This window comes from Methylobacterium brachythecii, from assembly GCF_014196345.1.
GTDB lineage: Bacteria > Pseudomonadota > Alphaproteobacteria > Rhizobiales > Beijerinckiaceae > Methylobacterium > Methylobacterium brachythecii.
In genome coordinates this window covers 302,618-322,059 of the sequence record NZ_JACIDN010000003.1, presented here as the reverse complement: position 1 = coordinate 322,059, position 19,442 = coordinate 302,618, and the positions used below count along the sequence as shown (strand labels likewise).

17 protein-coding genes and 1 tRNA gene are annotated in these 19,442 nt (G+C 66.5%); 3 read left to right on the top strand and 15 right to left on the bottom strand.

What is annotated here, in order from left to right:
• Position 1 precedes the first annotated feature (1 nt).
• Positions 2 to 1,639, top strand: coding sequence for a transglycosylase SLT domain-containing protein (locus GGR33_RS26525; protein WP_425488759.1), 1,638 nt, complete (start codon positions 2 to 4; stop codon positions 1,637 to 1,639).
• Positions 1,640 to 1,643: 4 nt separating this feature from the next.
• Here GGR33_RS26525 and GGR33_RS09170 read toward each other — a convergent pair whose 3' ends face one another.
• The 7 genes from GGR33_RS09170 to GGR33_RS09140 form a co-directional block, all read right to left on the bottom strand.
• Positions 1,644 to 2,384: a hypothetical protein gene (locus tag GGR33_RS09170; protein WP_183504227.1), complete on the bottom strand. Its 741-nt coding sequence runs from the start codon at positions 2,382 to 2,384 to the stop codon at positions 1,644 to 1,646.
• A 447-nt stretch (positions 2,385 to 2,831) separates the two neighbouring features.
• Positions 2,832 to 2,907 (bottom strand) — tRNA-Ile (locus GGR33_RS09165).
• A 98-nt stretch (positions 2,908 to 3,005) separates the two neighbouring features.
• Positions 3,006 to 4,064, bottom strand: coding sequence for a sulfate/molybdate ABC transporter ATP-binding protein (locus GGR33_RS09160; protein WP_183504224.1), 1,059 nt, complete (start codon positions 4,062 to 4,064; stop codon positions 3,006 to 3,008).
• Positions 4,048 to 4,947: a sulfate ABC transporter permease subunit CysW gene (gene cysW, locus GGR33_RS09155; protein WP_183504222.1), complete on the bottom strand. Its 900-nt coding sequence runs from the start codon at positions 4,945 to 4,947 to the stop codon at positions 4,048 to 4,050. Before cysW ends, GGR33_RS09160 begins: the two co-directional genes overlap by 17 nt.
• Positions 4,940 to 5,797 carry a sulfate ABC transporter permease subunit CysT gene (gene cysT, locus GGR33_RS09150; protein WP_183504220.1) on the bottom strand — a complete coding sequence of 286 codons (858 nt, stop codon included), beginning with the start codon at positions 5,795 to 5,797 and terminating at the stop codon, positions 4,940 to 4,942. The genes cysW and cysT overlap by 8 nt, the downstream gene beginning before the upstream one ends.
• A 7-nt stretch (positions 5,798 to 5,804) precedes the next feature.
• Complete coding sequence (locus GGR33_RS09145; protein ID WP_246412977.1) at positions 5,805 to 6,779, bottom strand: sulfate ABC transporter substrate-binding protein; 975 nt, start codon at positions 6,777 to 6,779, stop codon at positions 5,805 to 5,807.
• Positions 6,780 to 7,338: 559 nt separating this feature from the next.
• A complete protein-coding gene (locus GGR33_RS09140) occupies positions 7,339 to 7,782 on the bottom strand; it encodes a DUF488 domain-containing protein (protein ID WP_183504215.1) in 444 nt (147 codons plus the stop codon).
• Positions 7,783 to 7,971: 189 nt separating this feature from the next.
• Between GGR33_RS09140 and GGR33_RS09135 the strand changes: the two genes are divergently transcribed.
• Positions 7,972 to 8,835, top strand: coding sequence for a glycoside hydrolase family 25 protein (locus GGR33_RS09135; protein ID WP_183504213.1), 864 nt, complete (start codon positions 7,972 to 7,974; stop codon positions 8,833 to 8,835).
• Positions 8,836 to 9,005: 170 nt separating this feature from the next.
• On the top strand, positions 9,006 to 9,821 hold the full coding sequence (locus tag GGR33_RS09130) for a Crp/Fnr family transcriptional regulator (protein ID WP_183504211.1): 816 nt from the start codon (positions 9,006 to 9,008) through the stop codon (positions 9,819 to 9,821).
• A gap of 150 nt (positions 9,822 to 9,971) precedes the next feature.
• Here GGR33_RS09130 and GGR33_RS09125 read toward each other — a convergent pair whose 3' ends face one another.
• From GGR33_RS09125 to rpsA, 8 genes are all read right to left on the bottom strand, one after another.
• Entirely contained in the window at positions 9,972 to 12,026 is a 2,055-nt protein-coding gene (locus tag GGR33_RS09125; protein WP_183504209.1) for a methyl-accepting chemotaxis protein, read from the bottom strand.
• A gap of 264 nt (positions 12,027 to 12,290) precedes the next feature.
• Entirely contained in the window at positions 12,291 to 13,538 is a 1,248-nt protein-coding gene (gene trpB / locus GGR33_RS09120) for a tryptophan synthase subunit beta (protein ID WP_183504206.1), read from the bottom strand.
• A gap of 182 nt (positions 13,539 to 13,720) precedes the next feature.
• Positions 13,721 to 14,731, bottom strand: coding sequence for a fumarylacetoacetate hydrolase family protein (locus tag GGR33_RS09115; RefSeq protein WP_183504204.1), 1,011 nt, complete (start codon positions 14,729 to 14,731; stop codon positions 13,721 to 13,723).
• Positions 14,732 to 14,816: 85 nt separating this feature from the next.
• The gene (locus GGR33_RS09110) at positions 14,817 to 15,461 is read right to left on the bottom strand and encodes a phosphoribosylanthranilate isomerase (protein ID WP_183504202.1); all 645 of its coding nucleotides are present in this window, start codon (positions 15,459 to 15,461) and stop codon (positions 14,817 to 14,819) included.
• Positions 15,462 to 15,471: 10 nt separating this feature from the next.
• Positions 15,472 to 15,822, bottom strand: a complete 351-nt coding sequence (locus tag GGR33_RS09105) for a lipopolysaccharide assembly protein LapA domain-containing protein (RefSeq protein WP_183504200.1) — start codon at positions 15,820 to 15,822, stop codon at positions 15,472 to 15,474.
• Between the two features lie 37 nt (positions 15,823 to 15,859).
• Positions 15,860 to 16,177: an integration host factor subunit beta gene (locus tag GGR33_RS09100; protein ID WP_183504198.1), complete on the bottom strand. Its 318-nt coding sequence runs from the start codon at positions 16,175 to 16,177 to the stop codon at positions 15,860 to 15,862.
• A gap of 42 nt (positions 16,178 to 16,219) precedes the next feature.
• On the bottom strand, positions 16,220 to 17,191 hold the full coding sequence (gene sppA, locus GGR33_RS09095) for a signal peptide peptidase SppA (RefSeq protein ID WP_183504196.1): 972 nt from the start codon (positions 17,189 to 17,191) through the stop codon (positions 16,220 to 16,222).
• 416 nt (positions 17,192 to 17,607) lie between these two features.
• The gene (gene rpsA / locus GGR33_RS09090) at positions 17,608 to 19,323 is read right to left on the bottom strand and encodes a 30S ribosomal protein S1 (RefSeq protein WP_183504194.1); all 1,716 of its coding nucleotides are present in this window, start codon (positions 19,321 to 19,323) and stop codon (positions 17,608 to 17,610) included.
• Positions 19,324 to 19,442: the final 119 nt, after the last annotated feature.

Here is a 19,442-nt window from a genome sequence, read left to right as displayed (position 1 = left end):
CGTGGCGCCGCGCGCCGCCCCGGAGCTCGACGAGGCGGAATGCCTCGATCTGGTGATGCGGCTGCGCTTCGCCGACGCTCCCTGCAAGGCCTGCGACAGCCGACAAGGCTTTCAGCGCGAGAGCCGCAATCGCGCCTTCTCCTGCCGGGCCTGCGGCATGAAAGTGTTTCCGTGCCAGGACACGCCTTTCGCCAAGCCGAGACCGCCGTTGTCTCAATGGTTCCAGGCCATCGACGTCGTGTCGCGCGGCGAGGCGAGCCCCCGTGCGCTGGGCAAACGTCTCGGTGTTGACCGGTCGACGGCGTCCGAACTCGATGCCGGCATCAGGCGGCTGAAAGCGGCGACCGACCCGGCGATCTCGGCCCGATGGTTCACCGAGATTGCCGACTTCGTGGCGAGCCGCCGGGCTGAGCCGGGTCCCGAGTCCCTGCCTGCACCACCTGGTTCCGGCCACGAAACCCTCTGGCAGACCTTGTCTTCCCTCGTCAGCGTGCCGCAGATCGGGCATCGATCGACGGCCGGGCTCGTCGGAATCGGGATCTTCATGCTCGCCGGCGCAGGGATCGGCTGGCTGTTCGTACCGAGCCCGCCGGAGCCCGACGAGGAGGTCGCACAGGCGACGGCGACCCTCAGCCTCGGCGAGGGAAGGCCGGTGATCCTGGTCAGTCCCGAGGTCGCTTCGCAACTCTACGACGTGACGGATGTGGATGCGGATCCGAATTCGCCGTTGGCGTCCTCCATTCGGGTCGAGCGCAAACCCGATAAAGGGGGCGCCCCTGGCTCTTTGCCTGGACCCGAACCGGCTGCACCCCCGTCCGTGAAGCTCTCGGCGGGCGTAGGCAAGCAATTGGTCGACGGCGACATCAGTGCGGTCAAAGCCAATGCGGCGAACCGCCCGGAACTCGCCGTCTACTCGGCGCTGGCGACGGAGTTGGAAGGCAAGGGACCACGCAACCCGGACGAGCTGCTGATTTTCGGCCCGATGAAGATCCGCCGCTATCTGATCGAGAAGATCATTCGCGCATCGCGCGCCACGAACGTCGATCCCGTGCTCCTGATGGCGATCGCCGACAAGGAATCGAGCTTCAAGACGGAAGTCCAGGCTCAGACCTCTTCGGCCTCTGGACTCTACCAATTCATCGAATCGACTTGGATCGGCGTGGTCCGCGACTTCGGTCCGCGCTACGGTCTGGCGCAAGAAGCGGCCACGCTGGCCGGCGGCGCCACACGCGCGCAGCGCACCGCCATCCTCGACATGCGTCGAGACCCCTATCTGTCCGCGGTCTTCGCGGCCGAAATGCTGAAGCGCGACAGTTTGCGGATTGCGGCGAGGATCGGTCGCAACCTCACGGGTGGCGAGGTCTATCTCGTCCACTTCCTCGGGCCGGATGGGGCCGAGCGCATGATTTCCGAGGTGTCGCGCAGGCCCGACACCGTCGCCGCCAACCTATTGCCGAAGCCGGCCGCGGCCAACAAGCCGATCTTCTATGGCGGCGGCAAGAGCCTCTCCGTCTCGGAGGTTCGCGGAAAATTCGAGACGATGATCTCCATGCGCCTCGACCGCTACCGCAACGTCCGCACCGTCGGCGCTTCCACCACGCCGGACGCCCCCGTCGTGCCGGCATCGGTCGGGCGGTAAAGGCTCAGATCGACGAAGCGATCGAACCGAAACCCATGGTGCGCGCACGTTCGCGGATCATGGCCTTCTGGTCTTCACGCAGCACGTCGAGGAGCGGGCGTGCCACCGAAAAGATGTGCATCGCGGAGCCGAAGCCGAAGGCATTCTTCGGATCCTGCCCAGCGCGAGCCAGCGCCGCCTGTTGAACGCCGATCTCGAGAAGCGCCTGCTCGACGGGCGGCCAATACGGCATCTGCTCCCGGGTCAGGCGAAGTGACAGCCGCAGACGGCGGATGTCGCTCGCCGACATGACACCCTCGATCCGACGTTCCTGCGGAGGTGCGGGCACGCGAACCGGCGGTGGGGCCAGGTCGGGCACGCGCGTAGTATTGGGCGGAAGGGCAGCGAGCGTCTGGCGGGCTGGTTTTCGCTGCGCCGGCGGCGCGGGCTCGGCCGCCGAAGGGATGCCGGCCGGCTTCTCAGGGGCGCCCTGCGTGCGACCGGCGGATTCAAGAGACGCCGCGCCCCGATCGACCTCTTCGAGGCGCGGCAAGGGCGCCGGCTCCGAGATGGGCGCCTGAGGGTAAGCGGAAATCGGCTCGTCTCTGCGCGGGCTGGGAGCGCTCTCCATGAGCAGCGCGTCCTTCGCGACGGCGATCGGCTTTTCCCGCGGCGCGACGCTGACGATCGCGAAGGCTCCGATGGCGACCACGCCGACGAAAGCGCAGACGGCTGCAGCTACAGTGAGGAGCCGACCCCGGACCATCGCCAGTCACTCGCGCATCAATCCGACCATACCAAACATTGCGCAAAAACAGACCGAACGAGCAAGTGCCCCGGTTGGCCGATCACGACGTGGTCCGCTCGAAGCGTCGTTGTCGCGCTCCGCGCGCAGGCTTCTCGGTGTATCGAGCGGCGGAAAAGCGTTTGGGCGATCCGTGAATGCGAGATCAATCACGAGGCCATTCGCCGTGGACACCCGCAAATCCAGAAGGGCGAGTTCACCCTTAAGACTGGGCAAGCGGATGGGCGGCCCGCTGCATCGATGCGATGGCGGTTCCCAAAATAGATCTCCCCCGCCGAGCTCGACGAGCCAACGATTCTCACGTCACCAAGAGGCGTGCCGTTTACTTGCGAGAGCTTCAGCAAGTCGTCGCGCACGACAGTAGCTCGTCTAGCCCGTTCTTCCCTGCTCTGGTTGCAGGTAGATGCGTGGTGGGCCCGGTAGGACTCGAACCTACAACCAGACCGTTATGAGCGGTCGGCTCTAACCATTGAGCTACAGGCCCAGCAGCGCATGTCCTAGCGATTGGGACTGCGCGCGTCATCCTGTTTTCGCGCGTCATCGTCGGCAAGGAGCCGGGCTCGACCCGGCTCCTCGCGCTGATCAATCCGCGAAGACGTAGCCGCTGTTGATCTTCAGCCCGACGGGGCGGCCCGCATCGAGCCGGGCGTTGTCGGAGGCTTCCACCACAAGGAGCTTGCCGCCGGGGCGGTCGATCTCGATGCGCTGGCGGCCCTGCGCTCGGTAGGACGAGCGGACGAAGCCGTTGAGATGCGCGTGCTCCTCGTCGGCGAACTGGAGCTGCCAGGGCCGCACGTAGAGCTTGACCGGGCCAACGGCCGAGGCCGGTGCAGAGACGGGGGTTTCGCGGCCGTTGACGAGGACGCGCCCGTTATGGGCGATCGCCTCGACCTCGATGGTGTCGCCGAGGAACTTTAGCACGGTCGGCGAGGCCGGGTGCTCCTGCACCTCGTCGGGTGTGCCGATCTGCTCGAGGCGGCCCTTGTCGAGCACGGCGACACGGTCGGACAGTTCCAACGCCTCGTCCTGGTCGTGCGTCACGAAGATGGTGGTCTGGCCGGTGCGGTCGTGGATCTCGCGCAGCCACCGGCGCAGGTCCTTGCGGACCTGGGCGTCGAGGGCGCCGAAGGGTTCGTCGAGCAGCAGCACCCGCGGCTCGACGGCGAGGGCACGGGCGAGCGCGATGCGCTGGCGCTGGCCGCCGGAGAGCTGCGAGGGGTAGCGATCGCCGAAATTCGACAGCTTGATCAGGTCGAGCAGGTCGCCGACCCGCTTCTTGATTTCGGCCTTGGCCGGCCGCTCGGAGCGCTTCCGGGCGTTGAGGCCGTAGGCGATGTTGTCGGCCACCGTCAGGTGCTTGAACAGGGCGTAGTGCTGGAACACGAAGCCGACCGCGCGCTCCTGCACGGGCAGCCGCGTGGCGTCGTCCCCGCCGAAGATGATGCGTCCCGTATCCGGCCGGTCGAGACCGGCGATGATGCGCAGCAGCGTCGTCTTGCCCGAGCCGGAGGGGCCGAGCAGGCCGAGCAGCTCCCCTCCCCTCACGTCGAGCGAGAGGTCGTGCAGGACGGCGGCTGTGTCGAAGGTCTTGGAGATCGCTTCGACGCGGATCGCCGTGGAGCCGCTAGTGACGCCGTGCACCCGCCGCGATGTCGTCGGCGTAGCGCCACTCGAGGAGAGACTTGATGACGAGGGTGACAAGAGCGAGGCCGGCAAGGAGGGAGGCGACGGCGAAAGAGGCAACGAAGTTGTACTCATTGTAGAGAATCTCCACGTGCAGCGGGAGTGTGTTGGTCAGGCCGCGGATATGGCCGGAAACGACGGAGACGGCGCCGAACTCGCCCATGGCGCGGGCGTTACAGAGCAGCACCGCGTAGAGCAGGCCCCAGCGGATGTTGGGCAGCGTCACTGTCCGGAAGGCGTGCCAGCCCGAGGCGCCGAGCGTCAGCGCCGCTTCCTCTTCCACCGTGCCCTGCTCCTGCATCAGCGGGATCAGCTGGCGGGCGACGAACGGGAAGGTCACGAAGATCGTGGCGAGCACGATTCCGGGCACCGCGAAGATGATCTGCACGTCGTGCTCGATCAGCCAGGGGCCGATGAGCCCCTGTGACCCGAAGACCAGTACGTAGATCAGGCCTGAGACCACCGGCGAGACCGAGAACGGCAGGTCGATCAGGGTGACGAGCAGGTCGCGGCCCCAGAACTGGAACTTCGCGATCGCCCAGGCCGCGGCGACGCCGAAGACCACGTTGAACGGCACCGCGATGGCCGCCGTGATCAGGGTCAGCTTGATCGCCGCGTGCGCATCCGTCTCCTTGAACGCGGCGAGATAGGCGTCCCACCCCTTGGCGAAGGCCTGAACGAAGACCGTCACCAGCGGCAGGACCAGAAACAGCGCCAGGAAGGCGATGGCCACCGCGATCAGGAGGGCGCGCACCCAGCCCGTCTCGGTGACGACGCTCGCCGGAGGACGCAGCCCGGATTCCGCAACCGGGAAATCGGACGGAGTGATCGCCTCAGACATAGCCGAACCTCCGCCGGCTCCAGGCCTGGATCAGGTTGATGAGAAGCAGGACCGCGAACGAGATCGCGAGCATGATGGTCGCGATGGCGCAGGCGCCCGCATAGTCGAACTCCGAGAGCTTGATCACGATCAGGAGCGGCGCGATCTCGGAGACGTAGGGCAGGTTGCCGGCGATGAAGATGATCGAGCCGTACTCCCCGACGCCGCGGGCGAAGGCGAGCGCGAAGCCGGTCAGCACGGCCGGGATCAGCGGCGGCAGCACGACCTTGGTCAGGGTGCCGAGCCGGGTCGAGCCGAGGATGGCGGAGGCCTCCTCGACCTCCTTGTCGATCTCGGCGATCAGCGGCTGCACGGTGCGCACGGCAAAGGGCAGGCCGATGAATACCATCGCGATGTAGATGCCGACCGGCGTGTAGGCCGCCTCGATGCCGACCTTCGCCAGTTGCTCGCCGATCAGGCCGTTCGGCGCGTAGAGCGAGGCGAGCGCGATACCGGCCACGGCGGTCGGCAGGGCGAAAGGCAGGTCGACGACCGCGTCGATGACACGGCGGCCGGGGAAGTCGTAGCGGGTCAGCACCCAGGCGACGACGCTGCCGAAGACGGAGGCCGTCAGCGCAGCGAGCAGCGAGACGCCGAAGCTGACGCGCAGCGCGCTGAACACGCGCGGATCGGTGGCGACGCCCCAGATACCGGAGAAGCCGAGGCCGGAGGCCCGTGCCACCAGCGCCGTGAGTGGTAGCAGGACGATCAGAGAGAGCACGGTGAGGGTGTAGCCCAACGTGAGCCCGAAACCCGGGATCACGCTGGGCTGACGAAACCGCCGCCTCGGACGAGGGGATGAGACGGCCATGGCTGCCTCAGTGACCCTGCTTGCCGAGCTGGTCGAACAGGCCGCCATTGTCGAAGTTCTTCTTCTGGATGTCGTCCCAGCTGCCCTGGAAGTCCTCGATCTTGAAGAGCTTGATCTCGGGCAGCAGCGCGAGGTCCTCCTTCTTGGCGGCCTCCCGCTTGATCGGGCGGTAATGGTGCTTGGCGAAGATCGCCTGCGCCTTGTCCGAGTAGAGGAACTGCAGATAGGCCTCGGCCTGCTTGCGGGTGCCTTTCTTGTCGACATTGGCGTCGACGATGGCGACCGGCGGCTCGGCATAAATCGAGCTCGGCGGGACGACGACGTCGAACTTGTCACGCCCGAACTCGTCGAACACGAGGAAGGCCTCGTTCTCCCAGGTCGGCAGCACGTCGCCGAGGCCGCGCTGGGCGAAGGTCACGGTCGAGCCGCGGGCGCCGGTGTCGAGCACCGGCACGTTCTTGTAGACCTGACCGACGAAGGCGTTGGCCTTCTCGGCATCCTTGGCGTTCTGCTCGTAGGCGTAGCCCCAGGCGGCGAGGAAGTTCCAGCGCCCGCCCGCCGAGGTTTTGGGGTTCGGCGTGATGACCTTGATGTCGGGCTTCACCAGGTCGCCCCAGTCCTTGATGCCCTTCGGGTTGCCCTTGCGGACCAGGAACACGACGGTCGAGGTGTAGGGCAGCGCGCCGTTCGGCTGCTTGTTGCGCCAGTCGGGATCGATCTTCTTGGTGAGCTTGGAGATCGAGTCGATGTCCGAGGGGATGCCGAGTGTCACGACGTCGGCCGGGATGCCGTCGATCACCGTGCGGGCCTGGGCGCCCGAACCGCCATGAGAGGCGCGTACGGTGACAGTCTCGCCGGTCTTGGCCTTCCACTGCTCGGCGAAGGCGGCGTTGATGTCTTTGTAGAGTTCGCGCGTCGGATCGTACGAGACATTGAGGAGTTCGGTCTGGGCGAGAACCGAGGAGACCGGCGCCAGGCTCATCGCGACGGCGGCGGCAACGATCAGTGCCGATCCCTTCAAACCGAGGAACGGGGTGTGTCGGCGGTTTTCGGAAATCGGCATCGGCAGCCTCAGGATCTACAACAGCAGTTCGGCGCCCATCGGCGTCCGAGAGGCCACTTGTCGTTCCATAAAACGAACGCTGTCAAGTCTAGTGATGCCAATTTCGAGTGTGGCGCAGCATTTATCGATATAGTTCTTGCCCCCGCAAAGCATTCGCCGACACTATAACAGAGCAAATGTTCTTCTGTTACCGCTTGCAATGGGTTGGATCTTCTACGCGGTGGGCGTTCGTTAAAAAGAATTTACACGCTCGCAATCGCCGCTTCTCCCCTCCCGATTTTCCTCTACGCCTCGGGCCGGTGCGGCGCTTAACTCTTCATTCAGCATGAATCTGCGAGATTGAGGCATGGTCGCGCTTGCCGCCCTCGCTGGTCTGCTGATGCTGGGTCTCGCCCTGGCCTGCGGAGCGCAGTGCGTCGCGATCAGCGACGCCGACCGCCAATGCGGCGGTTACTGGTAGGCAGCCGGCAACACTGGCTCAGCCGAGCAGGTCCACCGTCGTGAAGCCGTTCGCCGCCAGCCGCTCGGCGAGCACCCTGCGGTGGCAGAGAGCGGGATCGCGTTCGAAGCAAAGCAGGCAGATCGGCACGGCCCGCGCCAGCTCCGAGAGCCCGTCGAGGGCAAGGCCGCCCTCGGCGGTGTCGAGCACCACTTCGCAATAGATCTTGCGCATCAGCGCCGCGTCGTGCGCGCGGGCCGCCTGGCGCCCGGCTTTCGGCGTGCCCAGGCTGCGCAGGTGATCGTAGCCGAGGCCGGCCTCCTCCAGCCCCGTCTTCAGCGCACCTTTGGAAAATCCCCGTTTTCGCGAGTTGGCGACGGCTCGCACGTCCACGAGCCGGGCGACGCCTGCGTCCTTCAGGGCACCGGTCAGCCTCTCGAGATCGAGGCCTTCGTAGCCGATGGTAAACAGGATCTTGGCCATGCCGCCCTCAACGAAACGTCAGATGTCTCAAGATGTTGATCGTGCCGCCGCCGCGTGATGCCGCCGGTATGTGGCTGTTCTGCCACCCATGTCGAGAAACCGTATGCTTGCCGTCAAAACTCCGTTAACCGCGTCTAGGGCATCGATTACCCATAGTGGTTGCGCGGCCAAGGTCGAGCGGGGGCGTCGATGTCTTTCGAATGCGGGTCCTTCCTCGCGTCTGCGTCGCGCAACGGCGTGCTCCGCTGCTGGATCGGTCGTGCGGCCGCCGCGGCGCTCCTGACGGGGCTCGCAGCCTGCGCCGGCGACACCTTCAACTATTATCCGACCAAGGGCGATGCGAAGCCTCATCCGGGCGTGGCAAAGGCCAAGCAGCACCCAATCCAGGGCATCGACATCTCGAAGTGGCAGGGTCCGGTAGACTGGGCCTCGGTCAAGGGCGCCGGCACCCAGTTCGTCTTCATCAAGGCGACCGAGGGCGGCGACCACGTCGACGACCGTTTCCGCACGAATTGGGACGGCGCCGGCTCGGCCGGCGTGCCGCGCGGAGCCTACCATTTCGTCTACTGGTGCCGCTCCCCCGAGGAGCAGATGGCCTGGTTCAAGCGCAACGTCCCGAACGATCCGACCGCCCTGCCCCCGGTACTCGACGTGGAGTGGAACGGCCATTCGCAGAGCTGCCCCAAGAAGCTGCCCAAAGCCGAGGCGCTCTCGATGATCCGCTACATGCTCACCGAGATGGAGCGATACACCGGCAAGCGGCCGATCATCTATACCGACATCACCTTCCATAAGGACGTGCTCGAGGACGAGTTGCCCGATTACCCGCACTGGCTGCGCTCCACGGCGGCCGAGCCCGAGCAGCGCTTCGCCAACCGCAAGTGGATGCTCTGGCAGTTCACCTCGACCGGCCGCGTCCCGGGCGTTCAGGGTAACGTCGACCGCAATGCCTTTTACGGGACGCCGGCCGAGTGGGCCTCGTTCCTCTCGACGGATTGCGACCCGCGCGAGCATCCTCGGTTGGCGCGTCAGGGCCTCTGTACCGACAAGTGACGACGCCTCGGCATCGCCGGCCCATCGCGCCGTAGCCTTCCGGCAACTCTTCCCGTCAGACGGTCCGAGCTCCAACCCGCGACCCGCCGCAACGTATACTACCGTACAGACGCTCGCGGCTTGAATGCGCTACGTGTCGGCGCAGACGAACCGTGAACATAGTGTGGCGAATGTCTGCAACGGCCGAGCTCATCGAAGGCAACCTGCTGCTCAAGGCGCTGCGCAAGCCGGACCGCGCTCTGCTCGAGCCGTATTTCGAACCGACCGAGTTCAACCGCGGCGACACCGTCTTCGCGGCAGGCGGCAATATTTCCTACATCACCTTTCCCTGCGAGCGGACGGTCGTCACCCTGCTCATCACGATGTTGGACGGCCGCAGCGCCGAGACAGCGACGATCGGACGGGAAGGTGCCGTCGGCGGCATCGTCAGCAACGGCGGCCTGCCGGCCTCGACCCATGCTGTTACCCAGCTCGGCGGCCCGGCCCTGCGCATCGACTCCACCCGCCTCCAGGAGGCGAAGCGTGTTTCGGAGCCGGTGCGCAACCTGTTCAGCCGCTATGCGGACTGCCTGCTGGCGCAGGTCCTGCAGTCCGTGGCCTGCAACGCCCTTCACCCGATCGAGTCACGCTGCCTGCGCTGGCTGATGACGCTGCAGGACCGGCTCGGCTCCGACGTCCTGCCGGTGACGCAGGAGGTGCTCGCCGCGATGCTCGGCGTTCAGCGCACCTACCTCACCCGGATCCTGCGCACGCTCCAGATGAACGGCCTGATCGAGGTCGGGCGCGGCCGTATCACCATCGTCGCCCGGCCGGCGATTGAGAAGGCGGCCTGCGAATGCCATGACAGCGTCAGGCGCCATTTCGATGCAGTGCTCGGCGCCGTCTACGGGCCGACCGGCCGCTTCGTCGCGTTCGAGCCGCCGCCGGCGCCCAAGCGGCCGCGCAGGAGCTCAATCGTCACTGCGGCCGAGGGTCTCGACCAGTAGCGTCGGATTGGTCCGACCAGCTCCGCAGAGCGTCCCCTCACCCCTGATCAGATGGAGCGGCTCGGGACCGAGCGGACTGTCAATTGTTGACCGCTCCTATCTGCAACTCCTTCCCTGCAAGGGGGAGGAGCGCATTGAGATGATGGGGCCTTAAGCGGCCCGCACCGTTGCCAGGAAGCCTCCGATCTCGGAACGGAGCGCCTGGGCCTGCCGAGCGAGGTCGCTCGCGGCGCTGAGCACCTGCTCGGAGCCTGTGCTGGTCGAATCTGCGGCCTGCGCCAGTCCCGCGATATTCTCGGACACGAGGCGGGCGCCGCGCGAGGTGTCCGCCGTCGTGCGTGCGATCTCGCCGGTGGCTGCGCCCTGCTCTTCGACGGCCGAGGCGATGTCGGCGGAGATCCGCGACAAGCTCTGGATCCTCATGGTGATGCCGGTAATGCCGCTCACGGACGCTTCGGTCGACGACGTGATCTCACCGACGCGGGCTGCGATCTCCTCGGTGGCCTTGGCGGTCTGGCTGGCAAGGTTCTTCACCTCGGCGGCCACGACCGAGAATCCGCGGCCGGCCTCGCCGGCCCGCGCCGCTTCGATGGTGGCATTGAGGGCGAGGAGGTTGGTTTGACCTGCAATCTCCGAGATCAATCCGACGATACGGCCGATGCTGCCGGCGGCGGTGGCGAGGCGGTCGACCTCCGCCGACATCCGCGCGGCGTCCTGCTCGGCGATGCCGGCGGCGTCCGCGGAAGCGCTGACTTGCGTCGCGATCTCGCGGATCGAGGCGGAAAGCTCCTCGGTGGCGGCCGCCACGGTATCGGAGTGCTGGGCGGCCTGCTCCGAGGCCTCGGCCACGGCAGTGCTGCGATGGGAGGTCTCCCCGGCATTCGTGCTCATGGCGCGGGCCGCGGCCTCGAGCTGGTGCGAAGCGGCCGAGACCGCTTCGACGATACCGCCGACGCTCGCCTCGAAACTATCGGCGACGCCCATCATCGCCGCGCGCTGACGAGCGGCCTGTTCGGCGGTCATGCGCTGCTGCGCCTCGCGGCTGCGCTGACGCTCGATCACGCTGTCGCGAAACTCCGATGCGGCGGCGGCGATGGCACGCACCTCGGTCGCCCCGTGCGTTGCGATCTCGACATCGGTCTGGCCGCGGCCGATCGCCGTCAGCACCTCGGCCATACGGGCGAGCGGCCGGGCAATTGCCGAACCGAGCCCGAACGCGAGGAGGGCGGAGAGCGCAAGGGTCGCGAAACCCGCCACGCTCCACATCCAGACCGCATTCTCGGCCCTGCTTCGCACCGATCCGACGGCGTTCGCGAGTTCTCCGGTCAACCGATCCTCGATCACCTTGAGACCATCGACGCGTTGGGTCGCCAGTTTGAACCAGCCCTTCGCATCGGTGAAGGCAAGCGGCTGGCCGGGGGTGGCATCGAGCAAGACGGCCCGGAGGCGGAAAACCTCTGCCGCCGCCTCGGCGGCGTTGGCGGCATCGAGCGCGGCGCCGTGCTCCGGGGGGCTTCCGATGCGGAACAGACTTTCGAACGTCGCTTGGTTGGAGGCGAGCCCGTTCAACCGCTTCAGTCCAGCGAGATCGAGCGAGCCGGCCGCGAAGATAGCGGAGGCAGCGGCGCGCTCCTGGCCTGCGAATTCCTTCAGCGACAGGAAGGCGAAATAGGCGGAGACCCGCGCGCCGATCGCCGGCTCGGAGGCGACCCGCGAGACCTCGCGCACGACGTTCAGTGCGTCGGTGATGACCCCGGTATAGAGCGCGTTGTTCTGCGGCGCGGTCAGGCCGAGCCCATCGACCGCCTTCCGGTGCGGTTCGATCTTGCTGAGCGATGCGCGCAAAGCCGCGACCTTGCTCGCGAAGCCGTCACCGATGCGCTGTGCGTCGGCGGCGTCGAGGCCGCGGCTCATCGGTTCACGCGTGGTGTCGAGGAGCTTGCGCTGGGCGGCGAGTTCCGGCGCGAACTGGGTACCTTTGGAGCCGAGGAAGAGGCTGGAGGCGCCGCGCTCCTTCTGCGCTTCGTGGACGAAGGCGCTGATCGTGCCAGACAGGGTCACGAGACTTTCGAGCCGGCTCATCTCGCGGCCTTGCGCCATCCGGTCCAGCACTGCCAGCAATGCGACCGTCGCGAAGGCGAGACACGGTATCAGCGCGACCGCAACGATGCGGCTGCGCAAAGACGAGAAAAGGCCGCCGGGCATGGGTAAACCTGAGCTTTCGGAAGTTGCTCGAAGTTGACTTGTGGCGGTGAAGAAAGGATTTCCGCTAAGTGGTCGCCATTAACCTATGAGAATAGATATTTGCTCGAAGTTTAAGCAGATATCGCCGCTTTTTTGTGCTTCGCCTGTCTATTGCTTCGATGCTCGTTTCCGCCTCCCCAGGACCGTCGTGGTGCCATCACCCAGCACGACAAGCGCGGCCGGTGCCAGCCGCTTGCTCGACACGTTATCGAAAGGATGTAAGCTCTATGCGCCCGCAGTCCTCGCGAAGATCTCCGACACCTGCGGAATGTCCTTGTCCCCGCGACCCGAGAGGTTGAGCACCATTAGGTGATCCGCCGGCCGTTGCGGGGCGAGTTCGATGACCCGCGCCAGGGCATGGGCCGGCTCCAGGGCCGGGATGATGCCTTCGAGCGACGAACACAGCTTGAACGCATCCAGCGTCTCGGCATCGGTCGCCGAGAGGTAGGTGACGCGGCCGGCCTCGTGCAGGAAGGCATGTTCCGGGCCGATGCCGGGATAGTCCAGACCCGCGGAGATCGAGTGCGCGTCGGCGATCTGGCCGTCCTCGTTCATCAATAGGTAGGTGCGGTTGCCGTGAAGCACCCCCGGCTTGCCGCCCGAGAGCGAGGCTGCATGCTGGCCGCTGGGGATGCCATAGCCCGCAGCCTCGACCCCGAAAATCTCGACCTCGCGGTCGTCGAGGAACGGATGGAACAGCCCCATGGCGTTCGAGCCGCCACCGATGCAGGCGATCAGCGAATTCGGCAGCCGCCCTTCCAGCGCGAGCATCTGCTGCTTGGTCTCGTGGCCGATCACCGATTGGAAGTCGCGGACCATGGCGGGATACGGGTGCGGCCCGGCCACGGTGCCGATGCAGTAGAAGGTATCGGCGACGTTGGTGACCCAGTCACGCAGGGCCTCGTTCATCGCGTCCTTGAGCGTCCGCGTGCCGGACTGGACCGGGATCACCTCGGCGCCGAGCATCTTCATGCGGAAGACGTTCGGTGCCTGCCGCTCCACGTCGACGGCGCCCATGTAGACCACGCATTTCAGGCCGAAGCGCGCGCAGAGCGTCGCCGTCGCCACGCCGTGTTGGCCGGCGCCGGTTTCGGCGATGACCCGAGGCTTGCCCATGCGGCGTGCGAGCAGGATCTGCCCGAGCACGTTGTTCACCTTGTGCGAGCCGGTGTGGTTCAGCTCCTCGCGCTTGAAATAGACCTTCGCCCCCTGCCCTGCCGGCGCTGCGGCGCGCAGGTGCTCGGTCAGGCGCTCGGCGTAGTAGAGCGGGCTCGGCCGGCCGATATAATGCGTGCCGAAACTCTCCATGTCCGCCTTGAAGAACGGATCGGCCTTCGCCGCCTCGTAGGCCTTTTCCAGGTCGAGGATCAGCGGCATCAGCGTCTCGGCGACGAAGCGTCCACCGAAGATGCCGAAGCGGCCCCGCTCGTCCGGGCCGGTGCGGAAGCTGTTGGGTTCAGGGGCGACGGTCACGGGATGTCTCTGTCGATCTCGAAACGCATGATGGCCCGGGCCTCTCGCGAGCCGGGCGAAGTCGCGCGGACCATGCGGCGAAGCGGGTGGCCGTTGCAACCCGCCTTTTGAGGTCGCGATGACCCAGGTTCGTCATTCCGGGTCTGCCTGCGGCGGCCCGGAATGACGCTGGTGTTGTGAGTTCAAACGAGCTTGAACTTCAGCTCGCCCAAGCCTTCCAGGCTGCAGGCGATCTCGTCGCCGGCCTTGAGCCATTGGCGCTCGTTGCGCGGCTTCTTCTCGCCGAAGATCACGCCCTGCGGGGTGCCGGTGTAGAAGATGTCGCCGGGCTTGAGGGTCATGATCTTCGAGGCGAAGCTGATCAGCTGCCGGCAGTTGAAGATCATGTCGTTGGTGTTCCAGTCCTGCCGCTGGACGCCGTTGACGCGGGTCTCGAGCCTCAGGTTGTTCGGGTCCTTCACCAGGTCTGCGGTGACGAGGTAGGGGCCGAGCGGCGCGAAGCCGTCCGAGGTCTTGCCGATCATGAATTGCGAGGTCAGCGTCTGCAGGTCGCGCGCCGAGAAGTCGTTGCCGGTGGCATAGCCCGCCACGTAATCGAGGGCATCGGCCTCCGAGACGTCGCGGCATTCGCGGCCGAACAGGATGACGAGCTCGGTCTCGTAGTCGAACTCCTTCGCGGCGGCCGTCGGCAGCTTGATCGTGCCCCCGTGATGGTTCAGCGCGTTGTTGTACTTGTTGAAGAGCGGCGGATTCTTCGGGATCGGCGTGCCGGTCTCCTCGGCATGGTGCTTGTAGTTGAAGCCCATCATGATGATCTTCTCGGGCCGCGTGACGAGCGGCGCGTAGGCGATACTCGCGTCGTCGAGGAGATGCGCCTTGGGCGCTTTTTCCACCGACGCCTTGACCAGTGCCGACAGCACCTCGCCCTTCCCGTTCTGCAGCAGGTCGTCCATGTCCGCGGGATAGGGGAGCCCGAGGGCGCGCCCGGCCGCGGTGACGTCGAGCACGCCCTCTTGCGTCTTCACGCCGAGGCCGTAGCCGCCCTCGCGGCGCAGGTTCAGTAGTGTCAGGTTGCGCGGCATCGCGAAATGCGCGGGCGCCGCCGGCTCGGTCTCGGTCGCCTGCGCGGCCCCAGCTCCTGTCGCCATCGCAAGCCCACCTGCCAATTTGAGAAAATCCCGACGATCCGTCATGGCGACCTCCCTTTATTGTATTCAGAATCCCATAGCACGGCTCATGGGATCGGAAGGGAGCCCAGATGGTCCGCTCACGCGGAATTCATCGCCCGCGGACGGCCTCGATAAAGGCCGCGATGGCGGCCGGATCTTTGATACCCGGTGTGCTTTCGACACCCGAGGAGACGTCGACGGCACGTGCCCCGGTCCGGCTGATGGCATCCCTGACATTGGCCGGCGTGAGGCCGCCTGAAAGCATCCAATCGGCCGGCAGCGTGGCATGCGCGATCAGGTCCCAGTCGAAGACGAGCCCGTTTCCTCCCGGCAGCACGGCATCCTTCGGCGGCTTGGCGTCGAGCAGGATCCTGTCGGCGACCGCGACATAGGCCGCCACCGCAGCCAGATCCGCCCGGGTTGCGACGCCCACGGCCTTCATCACCGGCCGGCCAGCCAGCCTGCGGATCGCCGCGACCCGCTCGGGGCTCTCGTAGCCGTGGAGTTGGATCAGGTCCGGTGCGATCGCTTCGACCGCCGCCGTGACGAGGGTATCGTCGGGATCGACGAGCAGGACGACACGCTGCGCCCGGCCGCTCGCTCGGCGCGAGAGGACACCTGCGCGATCGAGCGAGACGTGGCGCGGGCTCTTTGGGAAATGCACGAAGCCGACGAGATCGGCCCCGGCGTCCAGGGCACCGTCGAGGGTCGGCTCGGTGCTCAGCCCGCAGATCTTGACCGATACCGAGGGCATTGTAGTCGGATCAGCGCGGGGCCGGCAGAGCGGTGGCGCCGCCGTAGGCGGGACCGGCCGTCTCCGGCGGGAAGGTCCGGAGCTGCGCGGTCTCGCGCTCCAGCTTCTCGCGCTCCCTGCGATGATGGCGGGCGCTCGCGCGGGTCTTGCCTTGGCTGAGCCAGGAGCCGATCCCGCCGACGATGATGCCGAGCGCCACCGCACCAAAGACGATCGCGTAGAGCGGCAGCACGAGACTGAACGCCGGCTCCAGCGAGAACGGGTCGAAGGACAGCGTGACGCTCTCGCGGTTGGCGACGGCGAGCAGCACCACGACGATGGCGACGGGCAGCAGAACCAGGGCTTTCAGGAAGCGGATCATCTCGGGTCTCCGGCGGAGTGTCTCGGCGGGGGCGGGATCAGCCGGCCGCTGCCGCTCCGGTCTCCTCGCCGATCCCCGCCTGGTTGAGGCGGAGGCGCATCTCCTTGCCCGTCTTGAACACGGGGATCGCCTTCTCGGACACGGCAACGGGCTCGCCGGTGCGCGGGTTGCGTCCGCGCCGGGCTTCGCGGCGCTTTACGGAGAAGGCGCCGAAGCCGCGCAGCTCGACCCTGTCACCACGGGCCAATGCGTCGGCGATGGTGTCGAGGATCGCGTTCACGAGCGTCTCGACGTCGCGCTGATAGAGATGCGGGTTCTGCTCGGCGATCTTGAGCACGAGTTCCGATTTGATCATGCGTCGGTCTTCCGAAGTCCGAATGGGAGCGGGAGGTCGCGGTCAGGGCGCCGGGCGCCAGAGGACGAGCAGGCCTCCGCCGACATAGCTCTCCGCCTCCGAGCCGATCGCACGAAGCCGTCCGGCGAGGTCGTCGAGGCCGACCAGGGCGGCGCTGGAGCCGAGGGCGGACCACAGCTTGAAGCCGCTTGCCGAGGTTGGCTTCCAGTCCTTCACGGGGAGATCCTTGGCGACCCCCTTCTCCTTCTCGAGCCAGGCGACCGCCTGCCGCTCGGCGCCGAGCTCGTCCACGAGCTTGAGTGGCACGCTCTGGCGCCCGGAGAAGACTCGTCCGTCCGCAACTTTGGCGAGTTCGTCGGCGCTCATATGCCGCCGCTCGGCGACCAGTTCCTTGAACCACCCGTAGGTGTCGGACACCACTGCCGCGAGCGCGGCCTTCGCCTCGGGCGACGTCGGCGTGAAACCGGACGGCTCGGCCTTCAACGGCGACGACTTGATCGACTCCATCTTGACGCCGACCTTGTCGAGCAAACCCGAGACCTCGGGATACTGGAACAGTACGCCGATCGACCCGACGAGCGAGGTCTCGCGGGCGACGATATGGTCGGCGGCGATGGCGGTGATGTAGGCGCCCGACGCCGCGGTGCCGTCCACGAAGGCCACGATCGGCTTCTTCTCTGCGAGCGTGCGCAGGTTCCGGTACAGCTCTTCCGAGCCGGTGGTGGTGCCGCCGGGAGACGAGATCGAGACGACGACACCCTTCACCGCGCTCGCTTCGCCGACGCGCTTGATCAGGTTGGACGTGGATTCGCTGCCGGCGATGAAGCCGCCGATGGAGATGCGGGCGATCTGGCTCGGCGCGGCACTGAGGCCGAACAGCTCCGAGCCGGCCCGTGCGCGGTAGCCGATGGCACCGACGGCGACGATCAAACCGCCGATGCCGAGCACGCGCCAGAGGCTCAGCTTGCGGCGCAGGCGCCGGCGGTCAATGAGAACTTCGGCATCTGCGGCCATGCGGCGGCTCACTCCCTCGCCCGCCGGCCTCGTCGGGCCGGTTCTCGCTCCGTGTCCTCGCGCCGCCGAATGGGGCGGACCGCCAAGCATCCGAAGCCGGTGAATTATCGACTCGTCGACCGCGAGGATTCCATGGGAAGCCGCGCTTTGCACTCGGTCTTTTGTGCCGGACGCTCACACCGGCCGCAAGGGGCAAGTCCTTGATCGGCATGGGCTCACGGCCGTCGGCGCGCGACTGCGCCGTGTTCTAGACCTGGCGACGCCGCGTGAGCAAGGGGCTGCCGGGGGGCGGCACGTCTTCGTGAGAATGGGGCGCGGGCCGCTAGGGAAGGCATGCCGGCCGAGCAGGTCCCTGAAACGAAAAAAGCCCCGGAAGCGGCGAAGCGCTCCCGGGGCCTTTTCAGAGCGAGACGATTTTACTCGTCGTCGCCCTTCTTCTTGTTGAAGGCGGCGCCGAGGATGTCGCCGAGCGAGGCACCGGAATCGGCGGAGCCGAACTGGGCCATCGCCTCCTTCTCCTCGGCGACTTCGAGCGCCTTGATGGAGACCTGGACGCGGCGGGCCTTGCGGTCGAACTGGATCACCCGTGCATCGAACTTCTCGCCGGCGGCGAAACGCTCGGGGCGCTGGTCGCCACGGTCGCGAGCGAGCTCGGCGCGGCGGATGAAGGTGGTCAGCTCGGAGTCGGCGATCTTCACCTCGAGGCCGGAATCCTTCACCTCGAGAACCTCGCAGGTGACGATCTGACCCTTCTTGAGGTCGCCGGCTTCGGCCAGCGGATCACCGCCGACCTGCTTGATGCCGAGCGAGATGCGCTCCTTCTCGACGTCGACGTCGAGAACCTGCGCCTTGACGATGTCGCCCTTCTTGAACTCCTCGATGACCTGCTCGCCGGGACGCTGCCAATCGAGGTCCGAGAGGTGGACCATGCCGTCGACGTCGCCCTCGAGGCCGATGAACAAGCCGAACTCGGTCTTGTTCTTGACCTCGCCCTCGACCTCGGAACCGACCGGGTGCTTCTCGGAGAAAGCCTCCCACGGGTTCTGCAGGGTCTGCTTGAGACCGAGCGAGATGCGGCGCTTGACCGGATCGACCTCGAGGATCTGCACTTCCACTTCCTGCGAGGTGGAGACGATCTTGCCGGGGTGGACGTTCTTCTTGGTCCAGCTCATCTCGGAGACGTGGATCAGGCCCTCTATCCCCGGCTCCAGCTCCACGAAGGCGCCGTAGTCGGTGATGTTGGTCACGCGGCCCTTGAGCTTGGCGTCGACCGGGTAGCGCTGGGCGATGCCCTCCCACGGATCGGCGAGCAGCTGCTTGATGCCGAGCGAGATGCGGTGGGTCTCGTGGTTGATCTTGATGATCTTGACCTTCACCGTCGCGCCGATCTGTACGACCTCGGACGGGTGGTTCACGCGGCGCCACGCCATGTCGGTGACGTGCAGCAGGCCGTCGATGCCGCCGAGATCGACGAAGGCGCCGTACTCGGTGATGTTCTTGACGACGCCGTCGATGACCTGACCCTCTTCGAGGTTGGCCACCAGCTCGCTACGCTGCTCGGCGCGGCTCTCTTCGAGCACGGTCCGGCGCGAGACGACGATATTGCCGCGGCGGCGATCCATCTTGAGGATCTGGAAGGGCTGCGGCGTGCCGAGCAGCGGGGTCACGTCGCGCACAGGGCGGATGTCGACCTGCGAGCGCGGCAGGAAGGCCACGGCGCCGTCGAGGTCGACGGTGTAGCCGCCCTTGACCTGGTTGAAGATCGTGCCGGTGACGCGCTCGTTGGCTTCGAACGACTTCTCGAGCTTGACCCAGCTCTCCTCGCGGCGCGCCTTGTCGCGCGAGATGACGGCTTCGCCCAGCGCGTTCTCGATGCGGTCGACATAGACCTCGACGACATCGCCGACCTTCAGCTCGCCTTCGCGGCCGGGGCCCTGGAATTCCTTGAGGGCGACGCGGCCCTCCGTCTTGGCGCCGATATCGATGACGGCGACATCCTTCTCGATGCCGACGACGGTGCCCTTGACGACCGAGCCCTCGGTGATCTCGTGCTCGAGGAAGCTCTCTTCGAGCAGCGCGGCGAAATCGTCACGGCTCGGCGCGGTATCGCGCGCGTTCAGACCTGCAGACATTCTCTCTCCTGAATGGCCCCTCTCGGAGGCCGGCGTCGGCGGCTCGTGTTGCGGAAGACCCTCTTCCTCGCCGCCCGGAGACCGCTGACGGTCCAGGCTCACCCTTCGATCAAGAAAGG

What these genes read in the sequence shown, in the direction of transcription:
- GGR33_RS09170 (WP_183504227.1), bottom strand. Translation starts at nt 2,384, where the DNA reads ATGGTCCGGGGTCGGCTCCTCACTGTAGCTGCAGCCGTCTGCGCTTTC.
- cysW (WP_183504222.1), bottom strand. Translation starts at nt 4,947, where the DNA reads ATGTCTGAGGCGATCACTCCGTCCGATTTCCCGGTTGCGGAATCCGGG.
- cysT (WP_183504220.1), bottom strand. Translation starts at nt 5,797, where the DNA reads ATGGCCGTCTCATCCCCTCGTCCGAGGCGGCGGTTTCGTCAGCCCAGC.
- GGR33_RS09145 (WP_246412977.1), bottom strand. Translation starts at nt 6,779, where the DNA reads ATGAGCCTGGCGCCGGTCTCCTCGGTTCTCGCCCAGACCGAACTCCTC.
- GGR33_RS09140 (WP_183504215.1), bottom strand. Translation starts at nt 7,782, where the DNA reads ATGGCCAAGATCCTGTTTACCATCGGCTACGAAGGCCTCGATCTCGAG.
- GGR33_RS09135 (WP_183504213.1), top strand. Translation starts at nt 7,972, where the DNA reads ATGTCTTTCGAATGCGGGTCCTTCCTCGCGTCTGCGTCGCGCAACGGC.
- GGR33_RS09130 (WP_183504211.1), top strand. Translation starts at nt 9,006, where the DNA reads ATGTCTGCAACGGCCGAGCTCATCGAAGGCAACCTGCTGCTCAAGGCG.
- GGR33_RS09125 (WP_183504209.1), bottom strand. Translation starts at nt 12,026, where the DNA reads ATGCCCGGCGGCCTTTTCTCGTCTTTGCGCAGCCGCATCGTTGCGGTC.
- GGR33_RS09115 (WP_183504204.1), bottom strand. Translation starts at nt 14,731, where the DNA reads ATGACGGATCGTCGGGATTTTCTCAAATTGGCAGGTGGGCTTGCGATG.
- GGR33_RS09110 (WP_183504202.1), bottom strand. Translation starts at nt 15,461, where the DNA reads ATGCCCTCGGTATCGGTCAAGATCTGCGGGCTGAGCACCGAGCCGACC.
- GGR33_RS09105 (WP_183504200.1), bottom strand. Translation starts at nt 15,822, where the DNA reads ATGATCCGCTTCCTGAAAGCCCTGGTTCTGCTGCCCGTCGCCATCGTC.
- GGR33_RS09100 (WP_183504198.1), bottom strand. Translation starts at nt 16,177, where the DNA reads ATGATCAAATCGGAACTCGTGCTCAAGATCGCCGAGCAGAACCCGCAT.
- sppA (WP_183504196.1), bottom strand. Translation starts at nt 17,191, where the DNA reads ATGGCCGCAGATGCCGAAGTTCTCATTGACCGCCGGCGCCTGCGCCGC.
- rpsA (WP_183504194.1), bottom strand. Translation starts at nt 19,323, where the DNA reads ATGTCTGCAGGTCTGAACGCGCGCGATACCGCGCCGAGCCGTGACGAT.